Raw genomic sequence first — 23,591 nt, 5'->3', positions numbered from 1 at the left:
GCGACTGCTTGCTGCAGGCGCCGACTTCAGCCAGCACGAATACAACCCGGCCAGCTCTGGCCGGGACGACAGAATGGACAAGCGATTGGCACTCACCGCCGACGTTAAAGACGAGCTTGCTCGCGTCGAAGTTTCGAAGACCACGGTGCGTGCAGCGGAATTGGCGACCATCCTCCGCTTCTCCGGCGGACTGCACATGATTTCCGGTCGGATCGCGATCGAGTCGGAGCTGGATACTCCTCTCCTGGCCCGGAGGGTGCGCAAGGACCTTGCCGAACTCTACGGCGTGCGCAGCGACGTCACCGTGATCCCCGCAGCGGGCCTACGCCGGGCCAGCCACTACCTGGTGCGGGTGCTCGACGGCGGCGAAACCCTTGCGCGCCAGACGGGTCTGCTGGATGCGAGACGGCGCCCGATCCGTGGCCTCCCGAACCGGCTCACCACGGGATCGAAGGAAGAAATCGCCGCCGTCTGGCGTGGCGCCTTCCTCGCCCACGGTTCCCTGACCGACCCCGGTCGTTCCGCGGCGCTGGAAGTCACCTGCCCCGGCAATGAATCCGCGATGGCGCTGGTGGGAGCCGCCGGCCGCCTCGGTGTCGTCGCCAAGGCCCGCGAGGTACGCGGCGTGCACCGCGTGGTCATCCGGGATGGCGACGCCATCGGCGCGATGCTCGTGCAGATGGGAGCTCAGGAGACCGTCCTCAACTGGGAGGCACTGCGTCAACGCCGCGAGGTACGCGCGACCGCCAACCGCCTGGTCAACTTCGACGACGCGAACCTGCGTCGATCCGCGCAGGCCGCCGTGGCCGCCTGCGCTCGCGTGCAGCGTGCCATGGAGATCCTCGGTGAGGACATCCCGGAGCACCTCCGGTATGCGGGCGAGCTGCGTCTCTCCTTCCGCGATTCCAGCCTGGACGAGCTGGGCCACCACGCCGACCCGCCCATGACGAAGGATGCCGTCGCCGGTCGCATCCGTCGCCTGCTGGCCATGGCCGACAAGAAGGCGTCCGATCTGGGCATCCCCGGCACCGACGCGAACCTTCCCACGGATCTCGACGACGTCTGAGGTGCCCGGCACCCAGCGTTCATCCACGTCCGTCACAGCCCCAGCCCATCCTGAGTAGACTGGAATGGTTGCTCACGAACTGGCGGCGGAGCATTTCACGCCGGCAAATATAGAGGAGATGCACATTGGCTGAATACACACTTCCGGCTCTGGCCTACGACTACTCGGCCCTCGCGCCGAGCATCAGCGGCACCATCATGGAACTCCACCACGGCAAGCACCACCAGGCCTATGTGACGGGTGCCAACACGGCTCTCGCGCAACTGGCAGAGGCCCGCAACGCCGGCAACCTCACCTATGTGAACAAGCTGGAGAAGGACCTCGCGTTCAACCTCGGCGGCCACGTCAACCACTCGATTTTCTGGACCAACCTCTCGCCCGACGGCGGCGACAAGCCCGTCGGCGACCTGGCCAGTGCCATCGACGACAACTTCGGTTCCTTCGACAAGTTCCAGGCGCACTTCGCAGCCGTGGCGCTCGGCGTTCAGGGCTCCGGCTGGGCCGTGCTGGCCTGGGACTCCATCGGCCAGCGGCTGATCATCCAGCAGTTCTTCGACCAGCAGGCGAACTTCGCCGCCGGCACGATCCCCGTGCTGATGCTCGACGTCTGGGAGCACGCCTACTACCTCGACTACCGCAACGTTCGTGCCGACTACGTGAAGGCATTCTGGAACATCGTCAACTGGGCGAATGTGCAGGAGCGCTTCACCGTGGCACGCGAAAAGACCAACGGTCTTCTGCTCCTCTCCTAGAGGAGCCGGGCCCCTCCGGGGGCCCGTAGCCCGTCCCGTTCAACAAAAAAAACGCGCTTCAGCGCACAAGTAAAAGGAGACATCTGTGTCTGTAAAGATTGGTATTAACGGATTCGGCCGCATCGGCCGTAATTATCTTCGCGCCGTCCTGGCCCAGGGCAGCGACATCGAGATCGTCGCCGTGAACGACCTCACCGAGGCGAAGACGCTGGCTCACCTTCTTAAATATGACTCCATCACCGGTCGCCTGCCCGCCACCGTCGAGGTTGATGGCGACACCATCCTCGTCAACGGCAAGCCGATTAAGGTCCTCGCCGAGCGCGACCCGGCCAACCTTCCGTGGGCTGCCCTCGGCGTCGACATCGTGATCGAGTCCACCGGACGCTTCACCAAGGCCGAGGATGCGCAGAAGCACATCACCGCCGGTGCCAAGAAGGTCATCGTCTCCGCCCCCGCCACCGGCGACGTGGCGACCATCGTCATGGGCGTCAACGAGGCGGACTACGACCCGGCCAAGTTCGACATCATCTCCAACGCGTCGTGCACCACGAACTGCCTCGCGCCCCTCGCGAAGGTCTTCAACGACAACTTCGGGATCAAGCACGGCCTGATGACCACGATCCACGCGTACACGGCCGACCAGAACCTGCAGGACGGCCCGCACTCCGACCTGCGTCGCGCCCGCGCCGCCGCTGTGAACATCATCCCGACCTCGACCGGTGCAGCCAAGGCCCTCGGCCTGGTTCTGCCCGAGCTCAAGGGCAAGCTCGACGGCTTCGCGCTGCGCGTTCCGGTTCCCACCGGTTCCATCACCGACCTCACCGTCGTTGCCGAGCGCCCTGTCACCGTCGAGGCCATCAAGGCTGCGTACAAGGCTGCCGCCGAGGGACCCCTCAAGGGCATCCTGATGTACACGGAAGACGAGATCGTCTCCAGCGACATCGTCACCGACCCGCACTCCTCGATCTTCGACGCCGGCCTGCTGCGCGTCATCGGCGACCAGGTCAAGCTGTCCGCTTGGTACGACAACGAGTGGGGCTACTCCAACCGCATGGTTGACCTCACCGCCCTCGTCGCCAAGAGCCTCTAACGGAGTCCGCAGTGACGCTGCGTACTATCGATTCGTTGGGGCAGCTCGGCGGAAAGCGCGTCATCGTTCGTTGTGACCTGAATGTGCCGTTGCAAGACGGTCAGATCACCGACGACGGTCGCGTGCGGGCATCCCTGCCCACTATCAAGGCACTCATCGAGCAGGGTGCGCGCGTTGTCATCGTGTCGCACCTCGGTCGCCCGAAGGGCGCACCGGAAGCCAAGTACAGCCTGGCTCCCGTCGCGGTCCGACTCGGTGAGCTCCTGGGCGCGGACGTGGCCTTCGCCACGGACACGGTCGGCTCGTCGGCTCAGGCTGCCGTCGCCGCTCTCTCCGACGGCGAGGTGGTGGTTCTCGAGAACCTCCGCTTCAACGCGGGGGAGACCGCCAAGGTCGACGCCGAGCGCGAAGCGTTCGCCACGGAGCTTGCTGCTCTGGGCGATGTGCTCGTCTCGGACGGCTTTGGCGTCGTGCACCGCAAGCAGGCCAGTGTGTACGACCTCGCCGGGATCCTTCCCAGCGCGGCCGGACTCCTGATCGCCGCTGAGCTCGAAGTCCTGGACCGCCTCACCGAGAAGCCCGAAGCGCCGTACGCGGTTGTTCTGGGCGGCTCGAAGGTGTCCGACAAGCTCGGCGTCATCGGGCACCTGCTGCCCCGCGTCAACTCGCTGCTCATCGGCGGCGGCATGACGTACACGTTCCTCGCCGCTCAGGGTCACAAGGTGGGCGCAAGCCTGCTCGAAGCCGACCAGATCGAGACCGTTCGCGGTTACCTTCTGGAAGCGGAGCGCCTGGGCGTGAAGATCGTGCTGCCGACGGATATCGTCGTCGCCTCCAAGTTCGGGGCGGACGCCGATCTGGTGGTCACCCCGGCCAACGCGATCGAGGACACCCCGTTCGGTGCCTCCGGTCTCGGCCTGGACATCGGCCCGGAGACCGGTGCGGCTTTCGCGGCCATCATCCGGTCGTCGAAGACGGTCTTCTGGAACGGCCCGATGGGCGTGTTCGAGATGGCGCCGTTCGCGGAGGGCACCCGTGCGGTAGCCGGCGCGTTGACCGAGGTCGACGGCTTGAGTGTCGTCGGAGGTGGAGACTCGGCCGCGGCCGTGCGCATCCTCGGTTTCACCGACGAGCAGTTCGGTCACATTTCTACCGGCGGCGGCGCCAGCCTCGAATTCCTCGAGGGTAAGCGCCTGCCAGGACTGGAGGTCCTCGGATGGCAGTAAACGAACACCCACGGCGTACTCCGCTGATCGCCGGCAACTGGAAGATGAACCTGGATCACCTCCAGGCCATCGCTTTCGTCCAGAAGCTTGCCTGGAATCTCAAGGATGCGAAGCACGATGTCGCAGCGGTCGAGGTCGCGGTGTTCCCACCGTTCACCGACCTCCGCTCCGTGCAGACGCTCGTCTCCGCCGACAAGCTCCCGATCGCCTTCGGCGGTCAAGACCTGTCGGCTCAGGATTCGGGTGCCTATACCGGCGAGATCTCCGGCGCGTTCCTCGCGCAGCTCGAGTGCCAGTACGTGTTGATCGGTCACTCCGAGCGACGCACGCTGCACGCCGAGACTGACGAGGTCGTCGCGGCGAAGGTCACGGCTGCGCTCAAGCACAACCTGGTTCCGATCATCTGCGTCGGCGAGACCGCCGCAGACCTGGAACTGCACGGCCCGAGCGCCGTGCCGGTTGCCCAGCTGCGCGCAGCACTGTCCGGTGTGACCAATGCGGCCGACTTCGTCGTCGCCTACGAGCCCGTCTGGGCGATCGGCTCCGGCCAGGCGGCAACGCCTGAGCAGGCCGAACAGGTGGCGGCACAGCTGCGTCTCGTTCTGTTGGAAACGCTGGGACAGGATGTGGCCGACAAGACCCGCATCCTCTACGGCGGTTCCGTGAAGGGTTCGAACATCGCGGGCTTCATGCGCGAACCGAATGTTGACGGCGCCCTTGTGGGCGGCGCCAGCCTGGACATCGACGAGTTCTCGAGCATCGTCCGGTTCCAGCAGCACGTCGGTCTGTAACGGAACGGTCTGCGACAATCGGTCTGAAACGGCCGAGTGCTCGATAGCAGGCTCGGAATCAGCCCATCGGCCCCCCAACAGGGGGCCGGTGGGCTGGTTCGTGAGTCAGGCTATGATTATCACTGATCTTGATGGGACTCGTGCCCATCGCACTGTGAAAGGTTTCGCGTGGAGATTCTCCAGGTTGTGCTGCAGGTATTGCTCGGAATTACGAGCCTCCTGCTGACCATGCTCATTTTGCTCCACAAGGGGCGCGGTGGCGGTCTCTCCGATATGTTCGGCGGAGGTGTCACGTCCAACCTCGGCGCATCCGGAGTTGCCGAACGCAACCTCAACCGCATCACCGTGATCCTGGGGCTGCTCTGGATCACGTGCATCGTGATCCTGGGCCTGATCACCAAGTTCGACACGGGGCTTTAGCTTCCCCATCACTGCTCGCGTTTTATAGGTAGACGAGCATCGGCTCAACCGGTCAATCGGCTTCAACGCCCATTTCAAGCGGAGGAACAAAATGGCATCTGGTGGCAGCGCAATCAGAGGATCCCGGGTCGGTGCCGGCCCGATGGGGGAGCAGGACCGCGGTTTTCACGCGGACCGGATCAAGGTGTCCTACTGGGACGCGCTCGGCAACGAGACCGTCCGGTACTTCGCCGCCAATCTCCCCGATGAAGAGATCCCCGAGACGATTGATTGCCCGTCGTCCGGTCTTCCGGCCGGTCGCGACAAGGCCAACCCGCCGTCGGTGGTCAAGCTCGAACCGTACAAGACCCACTTGGCGTATGTGAAGGAACGTCGCACCGAAGAAGAGGCAGAGTCGCTTCTCGAAGAGGCGCTGCAGCAGCTGCGCGTGCGTCGCGGCAAGCTGTCCGCAACGAACTGACGTTCTCACGCACGGTCTCGCATCAACAGAAAGGCCCCGACCTCGGTCGGGGCCTTTCTGATGATGCGGGGTGCTTCGGAACGGTGCTTCGTTCAGAACGTGGACGCGGTGAGGTTCTCCGGAACCTCGGCGGCGGCCTCCTGGTCAACGAAGAAGTTCGTGTACCGTCGGCCCTTGATGCCCGCTACCGGGACTTCGTCCCGACTGGCTCCGGCGAGGGCGAGGCCGAGCGCGGAGGCCTTGTCCGGGCCGGCCAGCACCATCCACACGCACCGGGAGGAGTTCAGAGCAGGGCGGCTGAGGCTGAGCCGCTCCGACGGGGGCTTGGGGGAGTTGCGTACGGCAAGCACGCTTCTGCTGTGCTCGCGGATACCGGGCTGGTGGGGGAACAGCGACGCGATATGGCCGTCCGGTCCCACACCGAGCAGCGTGATGTCGAAGCGGGGCAGGTCTGTCCCGTCGATCGAGCGGGACTCGAGCAGTGCGGCATAGTTCGCGACCGCATCGTCGAGGTCGACGCCCTCGTCCGAGGCCGCGAACGGGTGGATGTTCTCCGGCGGAACCGAGATGTGGTCGAGCAGCGCCGTGCGGGCCTGGAGTTCGTTCCGGTCGGGGTGGTTCTTCGGCACCCAGCGCTCGTCTCCCCACCAGAACGTGACCAGGTCCCAGTCGATGGTGTCGCGGGCGGCGGAGGCGTTGACGGCTTCCAGCACTTCCATCGCGACGGAACCGCCGGCCAGGACCACATTCACCTCGCCCTGCTCGTGCAGGATGTCCACGGTCGTTGTGATGAAGCGGGCCGCCACGGAGGCGGCGAGAGCAGCCCGATTCGGGTGCACGAGTACGCGTCGTTCGTTGGTCACGGTCGTCCTTCGGTTTGTTCTGCGACCACATCGTCAAGGTGCGGTAGGCCGCGCGTGATGACCTCACCATACAGCTCATCCGGGTCGAGCCGGCGCAGCTCATCGCTGAGACAATCACGCAGGCTGCGTCGTTTGAGGGTGAGATCCTGTACCGGTTGCCCAGGCTGGGTGAGGCGGGCTACGTCGGGAACCTCGCGCTCGAGGGAGATGACACCGGCCGCCCGGGTGAGATGGACACTTCGTATGCCGTGGGAGAGCGGACCCGTGGTGAATTCGTAGTCGACGGAAACCTGCAGCTGCAGGGCCAACCACGCGGCGAGCAGGGTTGTCGAGGGTGAGTCGGCGGCCCCGGACACCTGTACGGCAGTGACGGCCTCGAAGGGTGGCTGGTCGAGGACCGCGGCCAACTGCGCCCGCCAGAGGGTGAGTCGGGTCCAGGCGAAGTCGGTGTCGCCCGGCCGGTACGAGCCGCTGAGCAGGTGCAGTGCGGATTGTGGATCCGGCTGGGCGGAGGCATCCGTGATTCGGCGGTGGGCAATCCGACCGAGAGGAGAATCCGCGGGCACGGCCGGCGCCACACCGGGCCACCAGGCCACGACGGGGGCGTCCGGCAGCAGCAGACCCGTCACCAGGCTTTCCGGGTCGCTGGCGGCGTCTCCGTAGGCGCGCAGAACGATGACCTCGCTCGCGCCGGCATCGCCGCCGACCCGGATTTCGGCGTCGACCCGCGGTGCCAGCGGCTCGGCCGAATCCTGGTCTCTGGTCGACAGCACGATCACGCGCATGGGGTGCTCCCGAGACGCGTCGTTCGCGGCCTCGATGGCCTCTTCCTCACGGCCCATGGTGGCGGCGATGATCAATGTGAGCACCCGCCCGAGGGCGACGGCACCGCCCTCCTCCCGGATGCGCACCAGCGCCTTCGAGATCTTGGAGGTGGTCGTGTTGGGCAGATCGACGATCATGGGCGTCTCCAGTGTCGGCCGTCGCGGGACAGCAGTTCATCGGCCGAGACCGGGCCCCAGGTTCCCGGTCGGTATTGCTCCGGTTGGCCCTGCTCCGCCCAGAATTCCTCGATCGGGTCGAGGATCTTCCAGGACAGCTCGACCTCTTCATGTCGGGGGAACAGCGGCGGGTCGCCCAGGAGTACGTCCAGGATCAGGCGTTCGTACGCCTCGGGGCTGGCCTCGGTGAACGCATGGCCGTAGCCGAAGTCCATGGTGACGTCGCGCACCTGCATACCGGCGCCGGGCACCTTGGAGCCGAAGCGGATGGTGACCCCCTCGTCAGGCTGCACCCGGATGACCAGGGCGTTCTCGCCGAGGGGGGTGGAGTTGCCCTTGCCGAAGAGATGCTGGGGGGCCCGTTTGAAGACCACGGCGATCTCGGTGACTCGGCGGCCGAGGCGCTTGCCGGCGCGCAGGTAGAACGGCACGCCGGACCAGCGGCGGTTCTCGATGGTCAGCCGCAGCGCGGCGTACGTCTCGGTGACGGACTCGGGGTTCATCCCGTCTTCTTCGAGGAAACCGAGGACCTTCTCGCCGCCCTGCCACCCGCCGGCGTACTGGCCGCGGGCTGTGCCACGGGCCAGGTCGTCCGGAAGCCGGACAGAGGCCAGCACCTTCTCCTTCTCCGTACGGAGGTCGGCCGCATCGAAGGAAATGGGCTCCTCCATCGCGGTCAACGCCAGCAGTTGCAGGAGGTGGTTCTGGATGACGTCCCTGGCTGCTCCGATACCGTCGTAGTAGCCGGCTCGGCCGCCGACGCCGATGTCTTCGGCCATGGTGATCTGCACGTGATCGACGTAGTTGGCGTTCCAGATCGGTTCATAGAGCTGGTTGGCGAAACGGAGCGCCAGAATGTTCTGGACCGTCTCCTTGCCCAGATAGTGGTCGATGCGGAAGACGGAATCGGCCGGGAAGACCGACTCGACGACGTCGTTCAACTGACGCGCGGTCTGGAGGTCGCTGCCGAACGGCTTCTCGATCACGACGCGGCGCCACTGGCCGTCCTTCTGCTCGGCGAGACCGGAACGACGCAGCTGCTCCGTCACCTGAGGGAAGGCCTTGGGCGGGATCGACAGGTAGAACGCGTGGTTGCCCATCGTTCCCCGCTCCGCGTCGAGTTGGGCGATCGTGTCCTTGAGAAGCTGGAACGACGCGGCATCGTCGAACGATCCCTGCACGAAACGGATGCCCTCGGCCAGCTGGGCCCAGACATCCTCGTTGAACTCGGTGCGCGCGAACTCCTTCACGGAGTCGTGCACGACCTTCATGAAATCCTCGTCGGACCAGTCGCGGCGCGCGAAACCGACGAGCGCGAACCCCGGTGGAAGCAGGCCACGGTTGGCCAGGTCGTAGACGGCCGGCATGAGTTTCTTCCGCGACAGGTCACCGGTGACCCCGAAGATCACGAGGCTGCTGGGCCCGGCGATACGATTCAGACGGTAGTCGTTCGGTGAACGCAGGGGATTGAACTCCGGGGTGATTTCCACCGGGGACATGCGGCTCCTTCAAGGTGGGACAGTCGTACACGATCGGTCCGGCGCCGGCTGGCCGGCGCCGAAGAGATCAGCGCAGGGCGTTGAACAGGGTGGTGATGTTCCGTGCCGGATCGGTCAGCGTCAGCGTCAGAACCGGGCGACCGTGGTCGGCGAGCACGCTGGCGTCACCGCTGGCCTGCGCCTGGATCAGCTCGCCGAATGTGAACGGGCGATCCGGGATGTCAAGGTCGGAATCAGCGGTGGTGAGGATCTGCAGGAACACCCCGGTGGCAGGGCCGCCCTTGTGCAGCTGGCCCGTCGAGTGCAGGAACCGGGGTCCCCAACCGAAGGTCACCGGTCGCTTGGCCAGAGCAGCCAGCAGCTCGCGAACCTCGACGAGCTGCGGCAGTGCGAGTCGGTTCACGTAAGCCTGCACGGAGATGTAGCCGTCCGGGCCCAGTTCCTCGATCAGCGCGTCGACGGCGGAAGCGAGGTCGCTGGCGGCGCCGATCACGTGGGCGGTGCCGCGGATCTCGATGCCGTCGAAGATGAACGCGGCGGGAGCCGGCTCGGGGCGCGCGTCGAGAAGCCCGCGGGTCGCGGTTTTGGCGGCCTCGACATCCGGCTGGTCGAACGGGTTGATGCCGAGCAGGCGGCCGGCGACTGCCGTCGCGTACTCCCAAACGAGGAACTGGGCGCCGAGGGTGCCGCTGACCCGGATTTCGTCCCGTCCATCGTTGTCGGAGAACACCTCCAGGCCGGCGTCGGCGACGAGGCGCACAACCTGCAGGTCCGGCAGGTCCCACGACAGCTCGGGGGCGTCCGGTTCGAGCACGACGGGAAGGATACCGACGCCCTGCTTGCCGGTGGATTCAGCGATGAGCTGCTCGGCCCAGTCGGCGAAGCCCACGATGTGGGTGCCATCGGAGACGATCGCGAGTTTGTCCCGACGCGGTGTGGACGCGGCGATGGCAGCACCGAGGATGAGGCCCGGGTTCTCGGGGCTGTCAATGGCGAGGGAGAGCGAGATGGCCTCCGCCTCGTCGAGCAGCTCGGCGATGTCCACGCCGGCGAGACCGGACGGAACGAGTCCGAAAGCGGTCAGCACCGAGAAACGCCCGCCGACCGTGGGGTCCGCGTTGAAGACGTGGTAGCCCACGGACCGCGCGTCGGCGTCGAGTGGAGAGCCAGGGTCGGTCACGATGATGATGCGTTCGACCGGGTCGATGCCTGCCTCACGGAAGGCGCGCTCGAAGACGCGGCGCTGGCTGTCGGTCTCGGCGGTGGAACCGGACTTCGACGAGACGACGAGCGCGGTGGTGGCCAGGTTCGCACCGAGGGCCGCGAGGACCTGACCGGGGTCGGTCGAGTCGAGCACGGTGAGGTTGACCCCTGAGGTGCGGGTGATGACCTCGGGAGCCAGTGACGACCCGCCCATGCCGGCCAGGGCGATGCGGGTGACGCCGGCGGCCCGCAGGGAGTCGCGCAGAGAGAGGATCTCAGGGATCAATGGGCGGGAGTCCGCGACGGACTCGGTCCAGCCGAGGCGCGTGGCGGCCTCGGCTTCCGCCTCGGGACCCCACAGTGCCGGGTCGAGAGCGGTGATGCCGGATGCGACGAGGTCGGCTACGAGAGACGGAACGGTGGTGCGCACAGCCTCGGCGGCAGAGCCGCTGACGGAGATGCGAAAGCTCACAGTGCGGAACCGGTGTCAATCGGTGTCGCGGACTCGAGCGCTGCGGTCACGGTGTCCAGCAGCTCGTTCCACGAGATGATGAACTTGGCCACGCCTTCCGCCTCGAGGACCTGGGTGACGTCGTTGTAGGAGACACCTTCGTCGGCGAGGGCGTCGAGAACCCGGTTCGCTTCGTCGTAGGTGCCTCTGATGGAGTTGGCGGGGATGACTCCGTGATCGAGTGTGGCCTCGAGCGTCTTCTCCGGCATGGTGTTGACAACCTCGGGGGCGACCAGGTTGGTCACATAGAGGGTGTCGGGCAGGCTCGGGTCCTTGACCCCGGTGGAGGCCCAGAGGGGGCGCTGCTTGTTCGCACCTGCCTGGATCAGACCCAGGGCGCGTTCGGTCGAGAACGCCTCCTCGTAGACCTGGTAGGCAAGCTGGGCGTTCGCGACGCCGGCCTTGCTCTTCAGGGCGAGCGCGGCATCCGTGCCGATGAGCTCGAGGCGCCCGTTGATCTCGGTGTCGACCCGCGACACGAAGAACGACGCGACGGAGTGGATCGTGCTGAGGTCGATGCCCGCAGACCGGGCCTTTTCCAAACCGGACAGGTACGCGTTGATGACCTGACGGTGACGCTCCAGGCTGAAGATCAGGGTGACGTTGACGCTGATGCCCAGGGCGATCGTCGCGGTGATCGCGTCGAGACCTTCGATGGTGGCGGGGATCTTGATCATGGCGTTGGGCCGGTTGACCTTGGCCCAGAGCTGCTGGGCCTGAACGACCGTGCCGGCCGCATCGTGCGCCAGACCCGGCTCGACCTCGATGGAGACGCGCCCGTCGACACCGTTGGTGCGATCGTAAACCGGACGGAAGATATCGCTGGCCGCGGTCACATCGTCGGTGGTGATCTCGAAGACGGCATCGTGCACACTGGTGCCTGCCGCGGCGAGGGCGGCGACCTGGTCGGCATACGCCTCGCCCTTGCTGAGGGCGCCGGCGAAGATGGTCGGGTTGGTGGTGACGCCGACGACGTTCTTGGTGGCGATCAGATTCGCCAGACCGCCCGATGCGATGCGCTCACGGGACAGGTCGTCCAGCCAGATGCTGACGCCGGCCAGTGACAGCTCGGCGAGGGGGGTGTTCTCAGTCATAATTCGTATCTCCTTGTAATGCAGGTAGTCAGGTGTGGTGGTGTCGCGGCGGCGCAGCTCAGCGCGCGGCGAGGGATTCCTTGGCGGCGGCCACGACGGCATCCGTCGTGATTCCGAATTCGCGGAACAGCGTCTTGTAGTCGGCAGACGCACCGAAGTGCTCGATCGAGACGCTGCGCCCGCGGTCGCCGACGTACTTGTCCCAGGTCAACGCGATTCCCGCTTCAACCGATACCCGCGCGGTGATCGCGGCAGGGAGAACGGATTCGCGGTATTCGGCGCTCTGCTCGCGGAACCACTCGAGGCTCGGAGCGGACACGACACGGGCAGCGATGCCCTCGGCCTGGAGCTGCTCGCGGGCGGCCAGGGCCAGCTGTACCTCAGAGCCGGTCCCGATCAGGATGACGTCGGGGGTTCCGCCGTGAGCTTCGGCGAGCACGTAGGCGCCCTTCGCTACATTCTTGGCGGATGCGAAGACGTCGCCGATGGCGTCGCCCTCGCCGCGCTCGAACACGGGGATGTTCTGCCGGGTCAGCACGATGCCGGCCGGGCCCTGGCGACGCTCGAGGATGGTCCTCCACGCCCAGGCGACCTCGTTGGCGTCGCCGGGGCGCACCACGTCGAGCCCGGGGATGGCGCGCAGGGTCGCAAGCTGCTCGACCGGCTGGTGGGTGGGGCCGTCTTCGCCGAGAGCCACGGAGTCATGGGTCCACACGAAGATGGTCGGGGACTTCATGAGAGCGGCGAGACGGATGGCGGGACGCATGTAGTCGCTGAAGATCAAGAACGTCCCGCCGAAGGGGCGGGTGTTCCCGTGCAGCACGATGCCGTTGAGGATCGCCGCCATGGCGTGTTCGCGGATCCCGAAGTGCAGAACCCGGCCGTACGCATTCCCTGTCCACTCACCGGTCGAGTGCTCGGCCGGAATGAACGACGCGGCACCGCCGATGGTCGTGTTGTTCGACTCGGCGAGGTCGGCGGAGCCACCCCATAGTTCGGGGATGACGGTGCCCAGGGCGGTCAGGACCTTGCCGGAGGCGGCGCGGGTCGACACCTCGGTACCCGCGGGGAAGACGGGCAGCACGTCGTCGACGCCGTCGGGCAGGTCGCCGGAGAGTACCCGGTCGAGCAGGATCTTGCGTTCGGGGTTGGCGGCAGCCCACGCGTCGAACGTCGCGGTCCACGCACTGTGTGCGGCCGCGCCCCGGTCCCGCGCCAGGCGGGTGTGAGCGATGACCTCATCGGCGACCTGGAAGGTCTGCTCCGGGTCGAACCCGAGTACGGTCTTGACGCCGGCGAGTTCCTCGGCGCCGAGCGCCGAACCGTGGATCTTGCCCGTGTTCTGCTTCTTCGGGCTGGGCCAGCCGATGATGGTCTTCAGGATGATCAGCGACGGCTTGTCCGTGGCGGCCTTGGCGGCCTCGATCGCGTCGTTCAGGGCCGCGACGTCTTCGACGTATTCGCCGGTCTTCTTCCAGTCGACCGTTTGCACATGCCAGTCGTAGGCCGCGTAGCGGGCCGCGACGTCCTCGGTGAAGGCGATGTTGGTGTCATCCTCGATCGAGATCTGGTTGCTGTCGTAGATCGCGATCAGGTTGCCGAGCTGCTGGTGGCCGGCGAGCGAGGAGGCCTCACTCGTGATGCCCTCCTGCAGGTCGCCGTCACCGGCGATCACGTAGACGAAGTGATCGAAGGGGCTCTGGCCGACGGAGGCGTCGGGGTCGAACAGTCCGCGCTCGAAGCGGGAGGCGTAGGCGAAGCCGACGGCGGAGGCCAGACCCTGGCCCAGGGGACCGGTGGTGATCTCGACGCCGTCGGTGTGACCGTACTCGGGGTGCCCGGGGGTCTTGGAACCCCACGTGCGCAGCGCCTTGAGGTCTTCGAGTTCGAGGCCGTAGCCGCCCAGGTAGAGCTGCACGTACTGGGTGAGCGAGCTGTGCCCGACCGAGAGGATGAACCGGTCCCGGCCGATCCATTCATTGTCGGACGGGTCCCGGCGCATGACCTTCTGAAACAGGAGGTACGCAGCGGGAGCGAGGCTCATGGCGGTTCCCGGATGCCCGTTCCCGACCTTCTCCACGGCGTCGGCCGCGAGGAGGCGTGCCGTGTCGACCGCCTTGCTATCAATCGAATCCCACTGCAGTGCTGCCACTTGGTATTGACCCTTCTGAAGACAAGGGAGAAGGTTGCTGACAACCCGCACCCGCTATTGTGCGCGCCCGAGGACATCAGCGTCATCACGGTGTCGCAGCAGATGCCCGGTTCCGGTGGATCATGCCTGCATGCACCGTGATTGGCGAGCATCCCCAGTATAGGCAACGCGGATTGGGACGCCGTGATGTGTTCGCTCCTGACGCACACGCGACCACCGTCGACGGACCCGGTTTCCGCCCGTCGCCTAGACTCGCATCACCGCACCAGCATTAGAGGAGCCATGACCGGAGCCGCCGTCAACACCACAGTGGGCACCCCACTCACCTTCCGCCGCACCGTCATGGCCTACCTCGCTCTGACCAAGCCCCGGGTCGTCGAACTGCTCCTCGTGGTGACCGCTCCCACCATGATCCTGGCCGAGGGCGGCATCCCGAGTCTGTGGCTGGTTCTGGCCACCCTCATCGGCGGCGCCCTGAGCGCCGGCTCGGCCGGAGCATTCAACTGCTACATCGACCGGGACATCGACCGCCTGATGAAGCGCACCCAGAATCGTCCGCTGGTCACGGGCGAATTGACCGACCGCCAGGCACTCATATTCGCGTGGGTGGTGGGGCTCGCATCCATTGTCTGGTTGTGGGTCTTCACCAATCTGCTTGCCGCGGCCCTGTCACTTGGAGCCATCCTGCTCTATGTGGTGTTCTACACACTGGTGCTCAAACGCCGCACCGCGCAAAACATCATCTGGGGTGGCATCGCCGGGTGCATGCCCGTGCTGATCGGCTGGGCCGCCGTGACCGGTGACCTGTCCTGGCCGCCGTTCATCCTGTTCCTGATCATCTTCCTGTGGACCCCGCCGCACTACTGGCCGTTGTCCATGAAGTACCGCGACGACTACCGGGCCGCCGGGGTCCCGATGCTCGCCGTCGTGCGCGGCCGCAGCCAGGTGGGCCTGCAGGTCATCCTCTATGCCTGGGCGACCGTCGCCTGCTCGCTCCTGCTCGTGCCCATCGCCGACATGGGACTGGTGTACATGTTCGTGGCCCTGGTCACGGGCGCCTGGTTCATCTACGAGACGCACCGGCTCTACGGCCTCGCGATCCGCCACGCGGAGGTCTCACCGATGCGCGTGTTCCACGGCTCGATCGCCTACCTCACGCTGCTCTTCGTCGCCGTGGGTGTCGACCCGCTGCTCCCGTTCTAAGCCGGCCGGCCGGTCCGGACCTGCCGGCGTGACGGGACTACCGTCGCCCGACGAGATCCGCGGTCGACGACGCCGGGGAGGCCCGGCCGGCGATCGGCGCGTGGAGGTTCAGGACCAGCACGGTCATGACGGCCACGAGCACGCAGGACAGCACCATGTGGATGCCGACCAGTCCGGCCGGTAGCCCCGTGTTGGACTGGATCAGGCCGACGCCGACCTGCAGCGCCTCAACGAGCAGCAGCAGCATCGCCCAGCCCTGGGTGGGCAGGTTGCGCGAAAACGCCGTGACCAGGAGCACCAGGGTGAGGGCCAGGGTGAGGTAGGCGGGCCAGCTGTGCACATGCTGCAGGATCTCGGGGTCCAGACCGGTGCGCGGCGCATCGGCGTCCCCGGCGTGCGGGCCCGACCCGGTGGTGAGGATGCCGACGAGGATCGTGATGAACACGACGGCGCTCGTGGCGTAGGCGAGGGCGCGGTACCAGCGCGGCACCACGAGGGTGCGCTGTACCCGGCCGGTGTAGACGCGGTGCACGAAGACGGTGCAGAGCACGACCAGGATCACGGAGATCACGAAATGGAACCCGACAACGTACGGATTCAGTTGGGCGAGAACGCTGATCCCGCCGATGACGGCCTGGGCGGGAATGCCCAGTCCCGCCAGCAAGGCGATCCAGAACAGGTCCGGTCGTTCCTTGCGCAGGCGCACCACGGCGAGGAACGCCGCAATGGCCACCAGACCCAGTGCCAGGCCGAGCAGGCGGTTGCCGAATTCGATGAAGCCGTGGATCCCCATCTCGGGCGTGTTGATCAGCGAGTCGGCCGTGCACTTGGGCCAGGTGGGGCAGCCGAGCCCGGAACTCGTCAGGCGCACCAGTCCGCCCGTGCCGACCAGGAGAATCTGGGCGGCCAGGTAGATCCAGGCGATCACACGCACACGCTTGTCGATCCTGGTCGGCAACCACTCCGAAATACGCTTCACCGGTTCTGCTTCCTCTTCGATGGGCCACATGTGAAAACGCCGGATCGCACCACCGATCACGTCGCTAGCCTGTAGAATTAGGTGTTTCATGGCGGCAGCACAACGGTTGACATAACCGCGGCGCAAGACCACGTCGTCCATAACATCTTAGGTACGCAACGTAGCCGCCCACACAACCCATTTGCTTACCGTGTCTCCGCTGGAGGCCGGTGCGGGAATGACCGGACTAATATCCGGGTTGTCGTGGATGGGAGAAGAGGTAAATATGTCTGACGTCCTGCTTGACCGCCCCGAACTCGCGGGGCTCGGTGTCTACGAGTTCGGCTGGTCCGACTCCGATGCGGCCGGCGCATCCGCTCGTCGCGGCATCTCGCCGGAGGTGGTGACCGACATCTCCAACCTCAAGAGCGAGCCCGAGTGGATGCTGCAGCGTCGCCTCAAGGCCCTCGAACTGTTCGAGCGCAAGCCCATGCCGACGTGGGGCGCTGACCTGTCCGGCATCGACTTCGACAACATCAAGTACTTCGTGCGGTCCACGGAGAAGCAGGCCCAGACCTGGGAAGACCTGCCCGACGACATCAAGAGCACCTACGAGAAGCTGGGGATCCCGGAGGCTGAGCGCCAGCGTCTCGTGTCAGGCGTCGCCGCCCAGTACGAGTCCGAGGTGGTCTACCACCAGATCAACGAGGAACTCGCCGCGCAGGGCGTCATCTTCATGGACACCGACACTGCTCTGAAGGAGCACCCGGAGTTCTTCGAAGAGTACTTCGGCAGCGTCATCCCGTCCGGCGATAACAAGTTCGCCGCACTGAACACCTCGGTCTGGTCGGGCGGGTCGTTCGTCTACGTGCCGCCGGGCGTGCACGTGGAGATCCCCCTGCAGGCCTACTTCCGGATCAACACGGAGAACATGGGGCAGTTCGAGCGCACCCTGATCATCGCCGACGAGGGTAGTTACGTGCACTACATCGAGGGTTGCACCGCCCCGATCTACTCGTCCGACTCGCTGCACTCCGCTGTGGTCGAGATCATCGTGAAGAAGAACGCCCGCGTTCGCTACACAACCATCCAGAACTGGTCGAACAACGTCTACAACCTGGTCACGAAGCGGGCCACGGCGGCCGAGGGCGCCACGATGGAGTGGATCGACGGCAACATCGGGTCCAAGGTCACCATGAAGTACCCGTCGATCTACCTGATGGGCGAGCACGCCAAGGGCGAGACCCTGTCGGTGGCCTTCGCGGGTCCCGGCCAGCATCAGGATGCCGGCGCGAAGATGATCCACATGGCGCCGTACACGCAGTCCTCGATCGTCTCGAAGTCGATTGCCCGAGGCGGTGGCCGATCCGGTTACCGCGGCGAGGTGCGGGTGGACGCCACGGCGCACCACTCCGCGAACACCGTGCGTTGCGACGCCCTTCTGGTGGATACGAAGTCGCGTTCCGACACGTATCCGTCGATCGACATCCGCGTCGACGATGTCCAGCTGGGCCATGAGGCCACGGTCTCGCGGGTCAGCGAGGAGCAGCTCTTCTACCTGATGAGCCGCGGAATGCCCGAAGACGAGGCGATGGCCATGATCGTGCGCGGCTTCATCGAACCCATTGCCCGGGAACTCCCGATGGAGTACGCCCTCGAACTCAACAAGCTCATTGAAATGGGCATGGAAGGATCCGTCGGCTAAATGTCCGCCGCCTCTGCACAACTCAATTCCACTCCAACCACCGCGGTGACAGCCAGTGAAGCGCTGCCCACTGCCGAACAGCATGGCATCAAGGAGCACTCGGACGGCCGTTTCGGCTACGTGCCGGTGCAGACCCGTTCCGATCGCTTCAAGAGCGTGAACGTGGCCGACTTCGCTGCGGTCACGGGTCGCGAAGCGGTCTGGAAGCTCTCGCCGGTGAAGAAGTTCGCCGACCTGACCTCCGGCCCGCTCGACGGATCCGTCTACCCGATCGACCACACCGACGTCGCCGGTGTGCGGGTCGACTGGGTCGACCGCAGCGATTCCCGCATCGGTTCCGCCGGTGCTCCCGAAGAACGTGCGTCGGCGAATGCCTGGTCGAGCTTCGAGCAGGCGCTCTCGATCACGATCAGCGGCGAGGACGCCAAAGAAGCCACGGTGACTCGTGCTGCTTTGGGTTCCGGTGCCCGTGGCGCGCACACCATCATCGAGGCGAAGCCGTTCAGCCGGGCCATCCTGATCCTGGAGAACACCGGTGAGGCTCGACTGACCGAGAACGTTGAGATCATCCTCGGCGAATCCGCGAACCTGACGGTGGTGAGCCTGCAGGAATGGGGTGATTCAGCCGTGCATCTGACGAACCATTTCGCGACCATCGGCCGCGACGCGCGCCTCAAGCATGTCGTCGTGACCCTCGGCGGAAGCATCGTGCGGGTCAATCCTTCGGTGCAGCTGACCGGGATCGGCTCGGACACCGAGCTTCTCGGCCTGTACTTCGCCGACGCGGGCCAGCACCTCGAGCAGCAGGTCTTCGTCAATCACGTCGCGCCGAACACGCGCAGCCGGGTCACCTACAAGGGCGCACTGCAGGGCCAGGGCGCCCGTACCGTCTGGATCGGCGATGTGCTGATCGGTCGGGAAGCGGCCGGTACCGACAGCTACGAACAGAACCGCAATCTGGTGCTCACCGAAGGCACCCGCGCCGACTCGATCCCGAACCTCGAGATCGAGACCGGCGACATCACCGGGGCCGGGCACGCGAGCGCGACCGGGCGCTTCGACGACGAACAGCTGTTCTACCTGCAGTCCCGCGGTATCACCGAGGACGAGGCCCGCCGCCTGGTCGTGCGCGGCTTCCTCAGCGAGATCGTGCAGCAGATCGGATCCCCCCTGCTCGAAGAGCGCCTCCAGGCGGCCGTCGAAGCAGAACTGACCGCAACAGAGGACAACTAACATGGCATCCACCAAGATCTGCGGTTTCGACGAACTCGGCGTCAATGAGGCGGTCAAGGTCGAGATCGATGGTGTGCCCATCGTTGTCGTCCGTGATTCGGCCGGCGACGTGTTCGCCATCGGTGACACGTGCACGCATGGAGACATCTCGCTGTCCGAGGGGTTCGTCGAAGACGACACCGTCGAATGCTGGGCTCACGGATCCAAATTCTCGCTGAAGACCGGTAAGCCGCTCAACCTTCCGGCCTACGAGCCGGTTCCCGTCTACAAGGTCGACCTGGTCGACGGCGACGTTTACATCGACCCGTCCGTCACCGTGGCCGTCTGACGCCGACCACCTCCAGATCCGGCCTATCGGCCACCCAACTTGCCGGCGTGCGCGCCGGAGAACGAAAGAGAAATCGAATTCATGTCAGTTCTTGAGATCAAAGACCTGCACGTCAGCGTCGAGACCGACCAGGGCACCAAGCAGATCCTGCACGGGGTGAACCTGACCATCAACGAGGGTGAGATCCACGCCATCATGGGCCCGAACGGGTCCGGCAAGTCCACCCTCGCCTATACGATCGCCGGTCACCCCAAGTACACCGTCGACAGCGGATCGATTCTGCTCGACGGCGAAGAGGTCACCACCATGACCGTCGACCAGCGTGCCCGCGCCGGCCTCTTCCTGGCCATGCAGTACCCGGTCGAGATCCCCGGCGTGACCGTGACGAACTTCCTGCGCACCGCCAAGACCGCGATCGACGGCACGGCTCCACCCATCCGCACCTGGATCAAAGACGTGCGCGAGTCGATGAAGCAGCTCCGGATGGACAAGAGCTTCGCCGAACGCAACGTGAATGAGGGCTTCTCCGGCGGCGAGAAGAAGCGCAACGAGATTCTGCAGCTCGAACTGCTCAAGCCGAAGTTCGCGGTGCTCGACGAGACCGACTCCGGACTCGACGTCGACGCGCTCAAGATCGTGGCGGAGGGTGTGAACCGGGCCAAGGAGAACACCGGCCTGGGTCTGCTCCTGATCACGCACTACACCCGCATTCTGCGGTACATCAAGCCGGACTTCGTGCACGTGTTCGTCGACGGTCGCATCGCCGAACAGGGTGGACCCGAGCTCGCCGACCGCCTCGAGGACGAGGGTTACGATCGCTTTCTCACGGAATCGAACGTAGGCTAAATACATGGTCTCCACGCTGACTCCGGCGCGTTTCGATGAAATCGAAGAGGCGCTCAAAGACGTCATGGACCCGGAACTCGGCATCAACGTCGTCGATCTCGGGCTCATCTACGACCTGGGTTGGGACGACGAGAACGACGCCCTGATCATTCACATGACCCTCACCTCGGCCGGCTGCCCGCTGACCGATGTGCTCGAGGAGCAGACCGCCGAGGCGCTGGACGGCGTCGTCGACCAGTTCCGCATCAACTGGGTCTGGATGCCGCCGTGGGGTCCCGAAAAGATCACCGACGACGGTCGCGACATGATGCGGGCCCTCGGCTTTTCGATCTGATCCACCGATTCACGAATGTAAACGGGGCATCGGCCATCTGGTCGGTGCCCCGTTCGTTCTTTCCAAACGGAGTGGCTCCGGTCACTCCGCCGCTCGGGGGTCCACCGCACTCGTGTCATCCGGGCCGGCGGCCGAGGCCAGGTCGGACTCTTCCCAGTTCTCCAGGTTGATCAGGGACGGGTGCGGCCCAACCTCGGTCTCTCCCTCCTCGAACCTGTCGCCGACCGGTGTGTCCGATTCTCGGTCGTCGGCCGGCTGGTCCGGGGGAGCCCCACGCCCGCCGGGTGGGGGTGGTGTGGTTGAATCGTTGTCCATCGACGCCCTCCTCAGATTCGCGCAGCGACTGCTGCGACTGGTGACGACGGTAGGCCTCAGCCCTGCTCACCGCTAGACGGTACGAGGGCGGTGGGAGGCCGATTGCAGGTTTGGAATAGCATTACAGTCGCTGGAACGCTACTCTAAGCGAATGGTTGAAGTCCTGATGAGCGCGAGATCACGCCGCGATGCCCAGTCCCTGGCGACCCGAACCGTGGTCGTGCGCGCGGCGCTGGATCTGATGCTGAAACGGGGCTACATTCCCACGACCATCGTTGCCATCGCGGCGGAAGCCGGCGTGGCCGTGCAGACGGTCTACAACTCGGTCGGCGGAAAAGCAGCGCTCTTGTCGGCCGCGCTCGACGTCGCGTCCGTGCCACCGGAGGGCGGCGAGACCGACCCGACGCCGCTCCGTGCGCGGATCGCCGGGGCCGGTTCCGCCCCGGAGATCCTCCGAATCCTGGCCGACTGGATCGCCGAGCAGAACGAACGCACCTCCGGGGTGCACCGGGTGATTGCCCAGGCGGCCGGTGTGGACGCGGCCATCGCGGAGCTGGAGACCCGGCGCTCCACCCAGCGCCTACTCCAGTACGGCGAGGTGGCATCTCTCCTGCGTGCCCGCCACAGTCTGCGCGGGGGCCTGAGTGATCACGAGGCGGCCGCCACCGTGTGGGCGCTTGGGCATCCGCAGACGTATCGTTCGCTGGTGCTCGACCTGGGCTGGTCCGTTGCGGCCTATCGGGACTGGCTCGGGAAGTCCCTTCAGGGGGCGCTTTCGCCGGTCGGCGCACGCGGAGGCGCAAGCGATCAAATATAGTGGAGAGTTGGCCTGCTTCGGCCGAAAAAATTCTACGACTCCCCTGATCGGACTATTGCTGTGCTGAGTGTGCAAAATCTCGAAATCCGAGTTGGGGCGCGCGTGCTCATGGAAGACGTCAGTTTCCGGGTTTCCGCCGGAGACAAGATCGGCCTGGTCGGTCGCAACGGCGCCGGGAAAACGACGCTGACGAAGACCCTCGCCGGTGAAACCGTTCCGACCAACGGGTCGATCTCGCGCACCGGGGAAATCGGTTACCTCCCCCAGGACCCCCGTTCGGGCGATCCGGACATGCTTGCCCGTACCCGGATCCTGGATGCGCGCGGGCTCGGCACGATTTCCCTGGGGCTCGCCCAGGCCGGCATCGACATGGGCAGTGACGACCCCAAGGTCAGCGCCAAGGCCATGCGGGTCTACGGCAATCTCACCGACGAGTTCAACGCGCTCGGCGGCTATGCGGCCGAGGCGGAGGCCGCTTCGATCGCCAGCAACCTCAATCTTCCGGATCGCATCCTCGACCAGCAGCTCCGTACCCTGTCGGGTGGACAGCGCCGCCGCATCGAACTCGCGCGCATTCTCTTCTCGGCTGCGGAGACGATGATCCTCGACGAGCCCACCAACCACCTCGACGCCGATTCCGTGGTCTGGTTGCGGGAGTTCGTCAAGAATTACCGGGGCGGCTGCATCATCATCAGTCACGACATCGAGCTTGTCGGCGACACCGTGAACCGGGTGTTCTACCTCGACGCCAACCGCATGGTCATCGACATCTACAACATGAACTGGAAGAACTACCAGCGCCAGCGCGTGGCGGATGCGGACCGTCGTAAGAAGGAACGCGCGAACGCCGAGAAGAAGGCGTCGACTCTGCAGCTGCAGGCCGCGAAGTTCGGAGCCAAGGCGAGCAAGGCCGCCGCTGCCCACCAGATGGTGGCGCGGGCAGAGAAGCTGTTGTCCGGACTGGACGCTGTGCGCACCGTCGACCGGGTCGCCAAGTTGCGCTTCCCGGAGCCCGCACCCTGTGGCCGCACCCCGCTGATGGCCACGGACTTGTCCAAGAGTTACGGCTCGCTCGAGATTTTCGCTGCCGTGGACCTGGCCATCGACCGCGGCTCGAAGGTCGTCATCCTGGGCCTCAACGGCGCGGGAAAGACCACCCTGTTGCGCATGCTCGCCGGTGTGGACAAGCCCGACACCGGAGAGATCGTGCCGGGACACGGACTGCGCATCGGCTACTACGCGCAGGAGCACGAGACGATCGACGTCAAGCGCAGCGTGCTGGAGAACATGGTGTCCTCCTCGCCCAACATCACCGAGATGGAGGCGCGCCGGGTTCTGGGCTCGTTCCTCTTCACCGGCGACGACTCGCACAAGCCGGCCGGGGTGCTCTCCGGCGGGGAGAAGACCCGTCTGGCCCTGGCCATGATCGTGGTCTCCGGAGCCAACGTCCTCCTGCTCGACGAACCGACCAACAACCTGGACCCGGCCAGCCGTGAGGAGATCCTCGACGCTCTGGCGCACTACGCCGGCGCCGTCGTTCTGGTCAGCCACGACGAGGGTGCGGTGGAAGCGCTCAACCCCGAGCGGGTTCTGATCATGCCGGACGGCACCGAAGACCACTGGAACAAGGACTATCTCGACCTGATCATGCTCGCCTGATCGTCCTCAGCACACACGAACGCCCGGGCCAGCAGGCCCGGGCGTTCGTATGTCTCCCGGCGTTC

At 65.6% G+C, this 23,591-nt stretch carries 23 protein-coding genes; 15 read left to right on the top strand and 8 right to left on the bottom strand.

The annotated features are described in order from the left end of the window. The first annotated feature begins 85 nt into the window (after nt 1-85). The 7 genes from whiA (at nt 86) to E3T49_RS03595 (ending at nt 5,805) form a co-directional block, all read left to right on the top strand. A complete protein-coding gene (gene whiA / locus E3T49_RS03625; RefSeq protein WP_134423679.1) occupies nt 86-1,066 on the top strand; it encodes a DNA-binding protein WhiA in 981 nt (326 codons plus the stop codon). A 125-nt stretch (nt 1,067-1,191) separates the two neighbouring features. Beyond that, nucleotides 1,192-1,818 carry a superoxide dismutase gene (locus E3T49_RS03620; protein WP_134423519.1) on the top strand — a complete coding sequence of 209 codons (627 nt, stop codon included), beginning with the start codon at nt 1,192-1,194 and terminating at the stop codon, nt 1,816-1,818. A gap of 85 nt (nt 1,819-1,903) precedes the next feature. Continuing rightward, complete coding sequence (gene gap, locus E3T49_RS03615; RefSeq protein ID WP_134423517.1) at nt 1,904-2,908, top strand: type I glyceraldehyde-3-phosphate dehydrogenase; 1,005 nt, start codon at nt 1,904-1,906, stop codon at nt 2,906-2,908. An 11-nt stretch (nt 2,909-2,919) separates the two neighbouring features. Further along, complete coding sequence (locus E3T49_RS03610; RefSeq protein WP_134423515.1) at nt 2,920-4,134, top strand: phosphoglycerate kinase; 1,215 nt, start codon at nt 2,920-2,922, stop codon at nt 4,132-4,134. Next, nucleotides 4,125-4,925 (top strand): triose-phosphate isomerase, encoded by an 801-nt coding sequence (tpiA, locus tag E3T49_RS03605; RefSeq protein ID WP_134423513.1) that lies wholly within the window; start codon nt 4,125-4,127, stop codon nt 4,923-4,925. Before E3T49_RS03610 ends, tpiA begins: the two co-directional genes overlap by 10 nt. Before the next feature lie 168 nt (nt 4,926-5,093). After that, on the top strand, nt 5,094-5,345 hold the full coding sequence (gene secG / locus E3T49_RS03600; protein WP_104170978.1) for a preprotein translocase subunit SecG: 252 nt from the start codon (nt 5,094-5,096) through the stop codon (nt 5,343-5,345). 91 nt (nt 5,346-5,436) lie between these two features. After that, complete coding sequence (locus tag E3T49_RS03595) at nt 5,437-5,805, top strand: RNA polymerase-binding protein RbpA (protein WP_134423512.1); 369 nt, start codon at nt 5,437-5,439, stop codon at nt 5,803-5,805. A gap of 92 nt (nt 5,806-5,897) precedes the next feature. Here E3T49_RS03595 and pgl read toward each other — a convergent pair whose 3' ends face one another. The 6 genes from pgl to tkt form a co-directional block, all read right to left on the bottom strand. After that, the gene (pgl, locus tag E3T49_RS03590; RefSeq protein WP_134423511.1) at nt 5,898-6,668 is read right to left on the bottom strand and encodes a 6-phosphogluconolactonase; all 771 of its coding nucleotides are present in this window, start codon (nt 6,666-6,668) and stop codon (nt 5,898-5,900) included. Next, a complete protein-coding gene (locus E3T49_RS03585; protein ID WP_134423510.1) occupies nt 6,665-7,630 on the bottom strand; it encodes a glucose-6-phosphate dehydrogenase assembly protein OpcA in 966 nt (321 codons plus the stop codon). Before E3T49_RS03585 ends, pgl begins: the two co-directional genes overlap by 4 nt. Continuing rightward, complete coding sequence (gene zwf / locus E3T49_RS03580) at nt 7,627-9,168, bottom strand: glucose-6-phosphate dehydrogenase (protein WP_134423509.1); 1,542 nt, start codon at nt 9,166-9,168, stop codon at nt 7,627-7,629. Before zwf ends, E3T49_RS03585 begins: the two co-directional genes overlap by 4 nt. A 67-nt stretch (nt 9,169-9,235) precedes the next feature. After that, the gene (locus E3T49_RS03575) at nt 9,236-10,843 is read right to left on the bottom strand and encodes a glucose-6-phosphate isomerase (RefSeq protein ID WP_134423508.1); all 1,608 of its coding nucleotides are present in this window, start codon (nt 10,841-10,843) and stop codon (nt 9,236-9,238) included. After that, nucleotides 10,840-11,976 carry a transaldolase gene (gene tal / locus E3T49_RS03570; protein ID WP_134423506.1) on the bottom strand — a complete coding sequence of 379 codons (1,137 nt, stop codon included), beginning with the start codon at nt 11,974-11,976 and terminating at the stop codon, nt 10,840-10,842. The genes E3T49_RS03575 and tal overlap by 4 nt, the downstream gene beginning before the upstream one ends. Before the next feature lie 58 nt (nt 11,977-12,034). Next, nucleotides 12,035-14,128, bottom strand: coding sequence for a transketolase (gene tkt, locus E3T49_RS03565; protein WP_134423505.1), 2,094 nt, complete (start codon nt 14,126-14,128; stop codon nt 12,035-12,037). 282 nt (nt 14,129-14,410) lie between these two features. Between tkt and E3T49_RS03560 the strand changes: the two genes are divergently transcribed. Next, entirely contained in the window at nt 14,411-15,331 is a 921-nt protein-coding gene (locus E3T49_RS03560; RefSeq protein ID WP_134423504.1) for a heme o synthase, read from the top strand. A 37-nt stretch (nt 15,332-15,368) separates the two neighbouring features. Here E3T49_RS03560 and E3T49_RS03555 read toward each other — a convergent pair whose 3' ends face one another. Further along, nucleotides 15,369-16,310 carry a COX15/CtaA family protein gene (locus E3T49_RS03555; RefSeq protein WP_134423503.1) on the bottom strand — a complete coding sequence of 314 codons (942 nt, stop codon included), beginning with the start codon at nt 16,308-16,310 and terminating at the stop codon, nt 15,369-15,371. A 265-nt stretch (nt 16,311-16,575) separates the two neighbouring features. Here E3T49_RS03555 and sufB point away from each other — a divergent pair, with 265 nt between their 5' ends. From sufB to E3T49_RS03530, 5 genes are all read left to right on the top strand, one after another. After that, entirely contained in the window at nt 16,576-17,994 is a 1,419-nt protein-coding gene (sufB, locus tag E3T49_RS03550) for a Fe-S cluster assembly protein SufB (protein ID WP_134423502.1), read from the top strand. After that, nucleotides 17,995-19,227 (top strand): Fe-S cluster assembly protein SufD, encoded by a 1,233-nt coding sequence (gene sufD / locus E3T49_RS03545; RefSeq protein WP_134423501.1) that lies wholly within the window; start codon nt 17,995-17,997, stop codon nt 19,225-19,227. A 1-nt stretch (nt 19,228) separates the two neighbouring features. Then, nucleotides 19,229-19,555 carry a non-heme iron oxygenase ferredoxin subunit gene (locus E3T49_RS03540; protein ID WP_134423499.1) on the top strand — a complete coding sequence of 109 codons (327 nt, stop codon included), beginning with the start codon at nt 19,229-19,231 and terminating at the stop codon, nt 19,553-19,555. Nucleotides 19,556-19,636: 81 nt separating this feature from the next. Beyond that, nucleotides 19,637-20,401, top strand: a complete 765-nt coding sequence (gene sufC, locus E3T49_RS03535) for a Fe-S cluster assembly ATPase SufC (RefSeq protein ID WP_134423498.1) — start codon at nt 19,637-19,639, stop codon at nt 20,399-20,401. A 4-nt stretch (nt 20,402-20,405) separates the two neighbouring features. After that, nucleotides 20,406-20,735 (top strand): metal-sulfur cluster assembly factor, encoded by a 330-nt coding sequence (locus tag E3T49_RS03530; protein ID WP_134366452.1) that lies wholly within the window; start codon nt 20,406-20,408, stop codon nt 20,733-20,735. An 81-nt stretch (nt 20,736-20,816) separates the two neighbouring features. On the opposite strand, the gene E3T49_RS03525 is transcribed toward E3T49_RS03530, so the two are convergent. After that, complete coding sequence (locus tag E3T49_RS03525) at nt 20,817-21,050, bottom strand: hypothetical protein (protein ID WP_134423497.1); 234 nt, start codon at nt 21,048-21,050, stop codon at nt 20,817-20,819. A 151-nt stretch (nt 21,051-21,201) separates the two neighbouring features. Here E3T49_RS03525 and E3T49_RS03520 point away from each other — a divergent pair, with 151 nt between their 5' ends. Together E3T49_RS03520 and E3T49_RS03515 are read left to right on the top strand one after the other, a co-directional pair. Next, nucleotides 21,202-21,867, top strand: coding sequence for a TetR/AcrR family transcriptional regulator (locus tag E3T49_RS03520; RefSeq protein WP_134423496.1), 666 nt, complete (start codon nt 21,202-21,204; stop codon nt 21,865-21,867). 60 nt (nt 21,868-21,927) lie between these two features. Next, nucleotides 21,928-23,526: an ABC-F family ATP-binding cassette domain-containing protein gene (locus tag E3T49_RS03515; RefSeq protein WP_134423495.1), complete on the top strand. Its 1,599-nt coding sequence runs from the start codon at nt 21,928-21,930 to the stop codon at nt 23,524-23,526. Nucleotides 23,527-23,591 lie beyond the last annotated feature (65 nt).

Origin of the sequence: Cryobacterium cryoconiti, from assembly GCF_004403065.1 — a bacterium.
Lineage (GTDB): Bacteria > Actinomycetota > Actinomycetes > Actinomycetales > Microbacteriaceae > Cryobacterium > Cryobacterium cryoconiti.
This window is presented reverse-complemented; position numbering and strand designations above follow the sequence as displayed.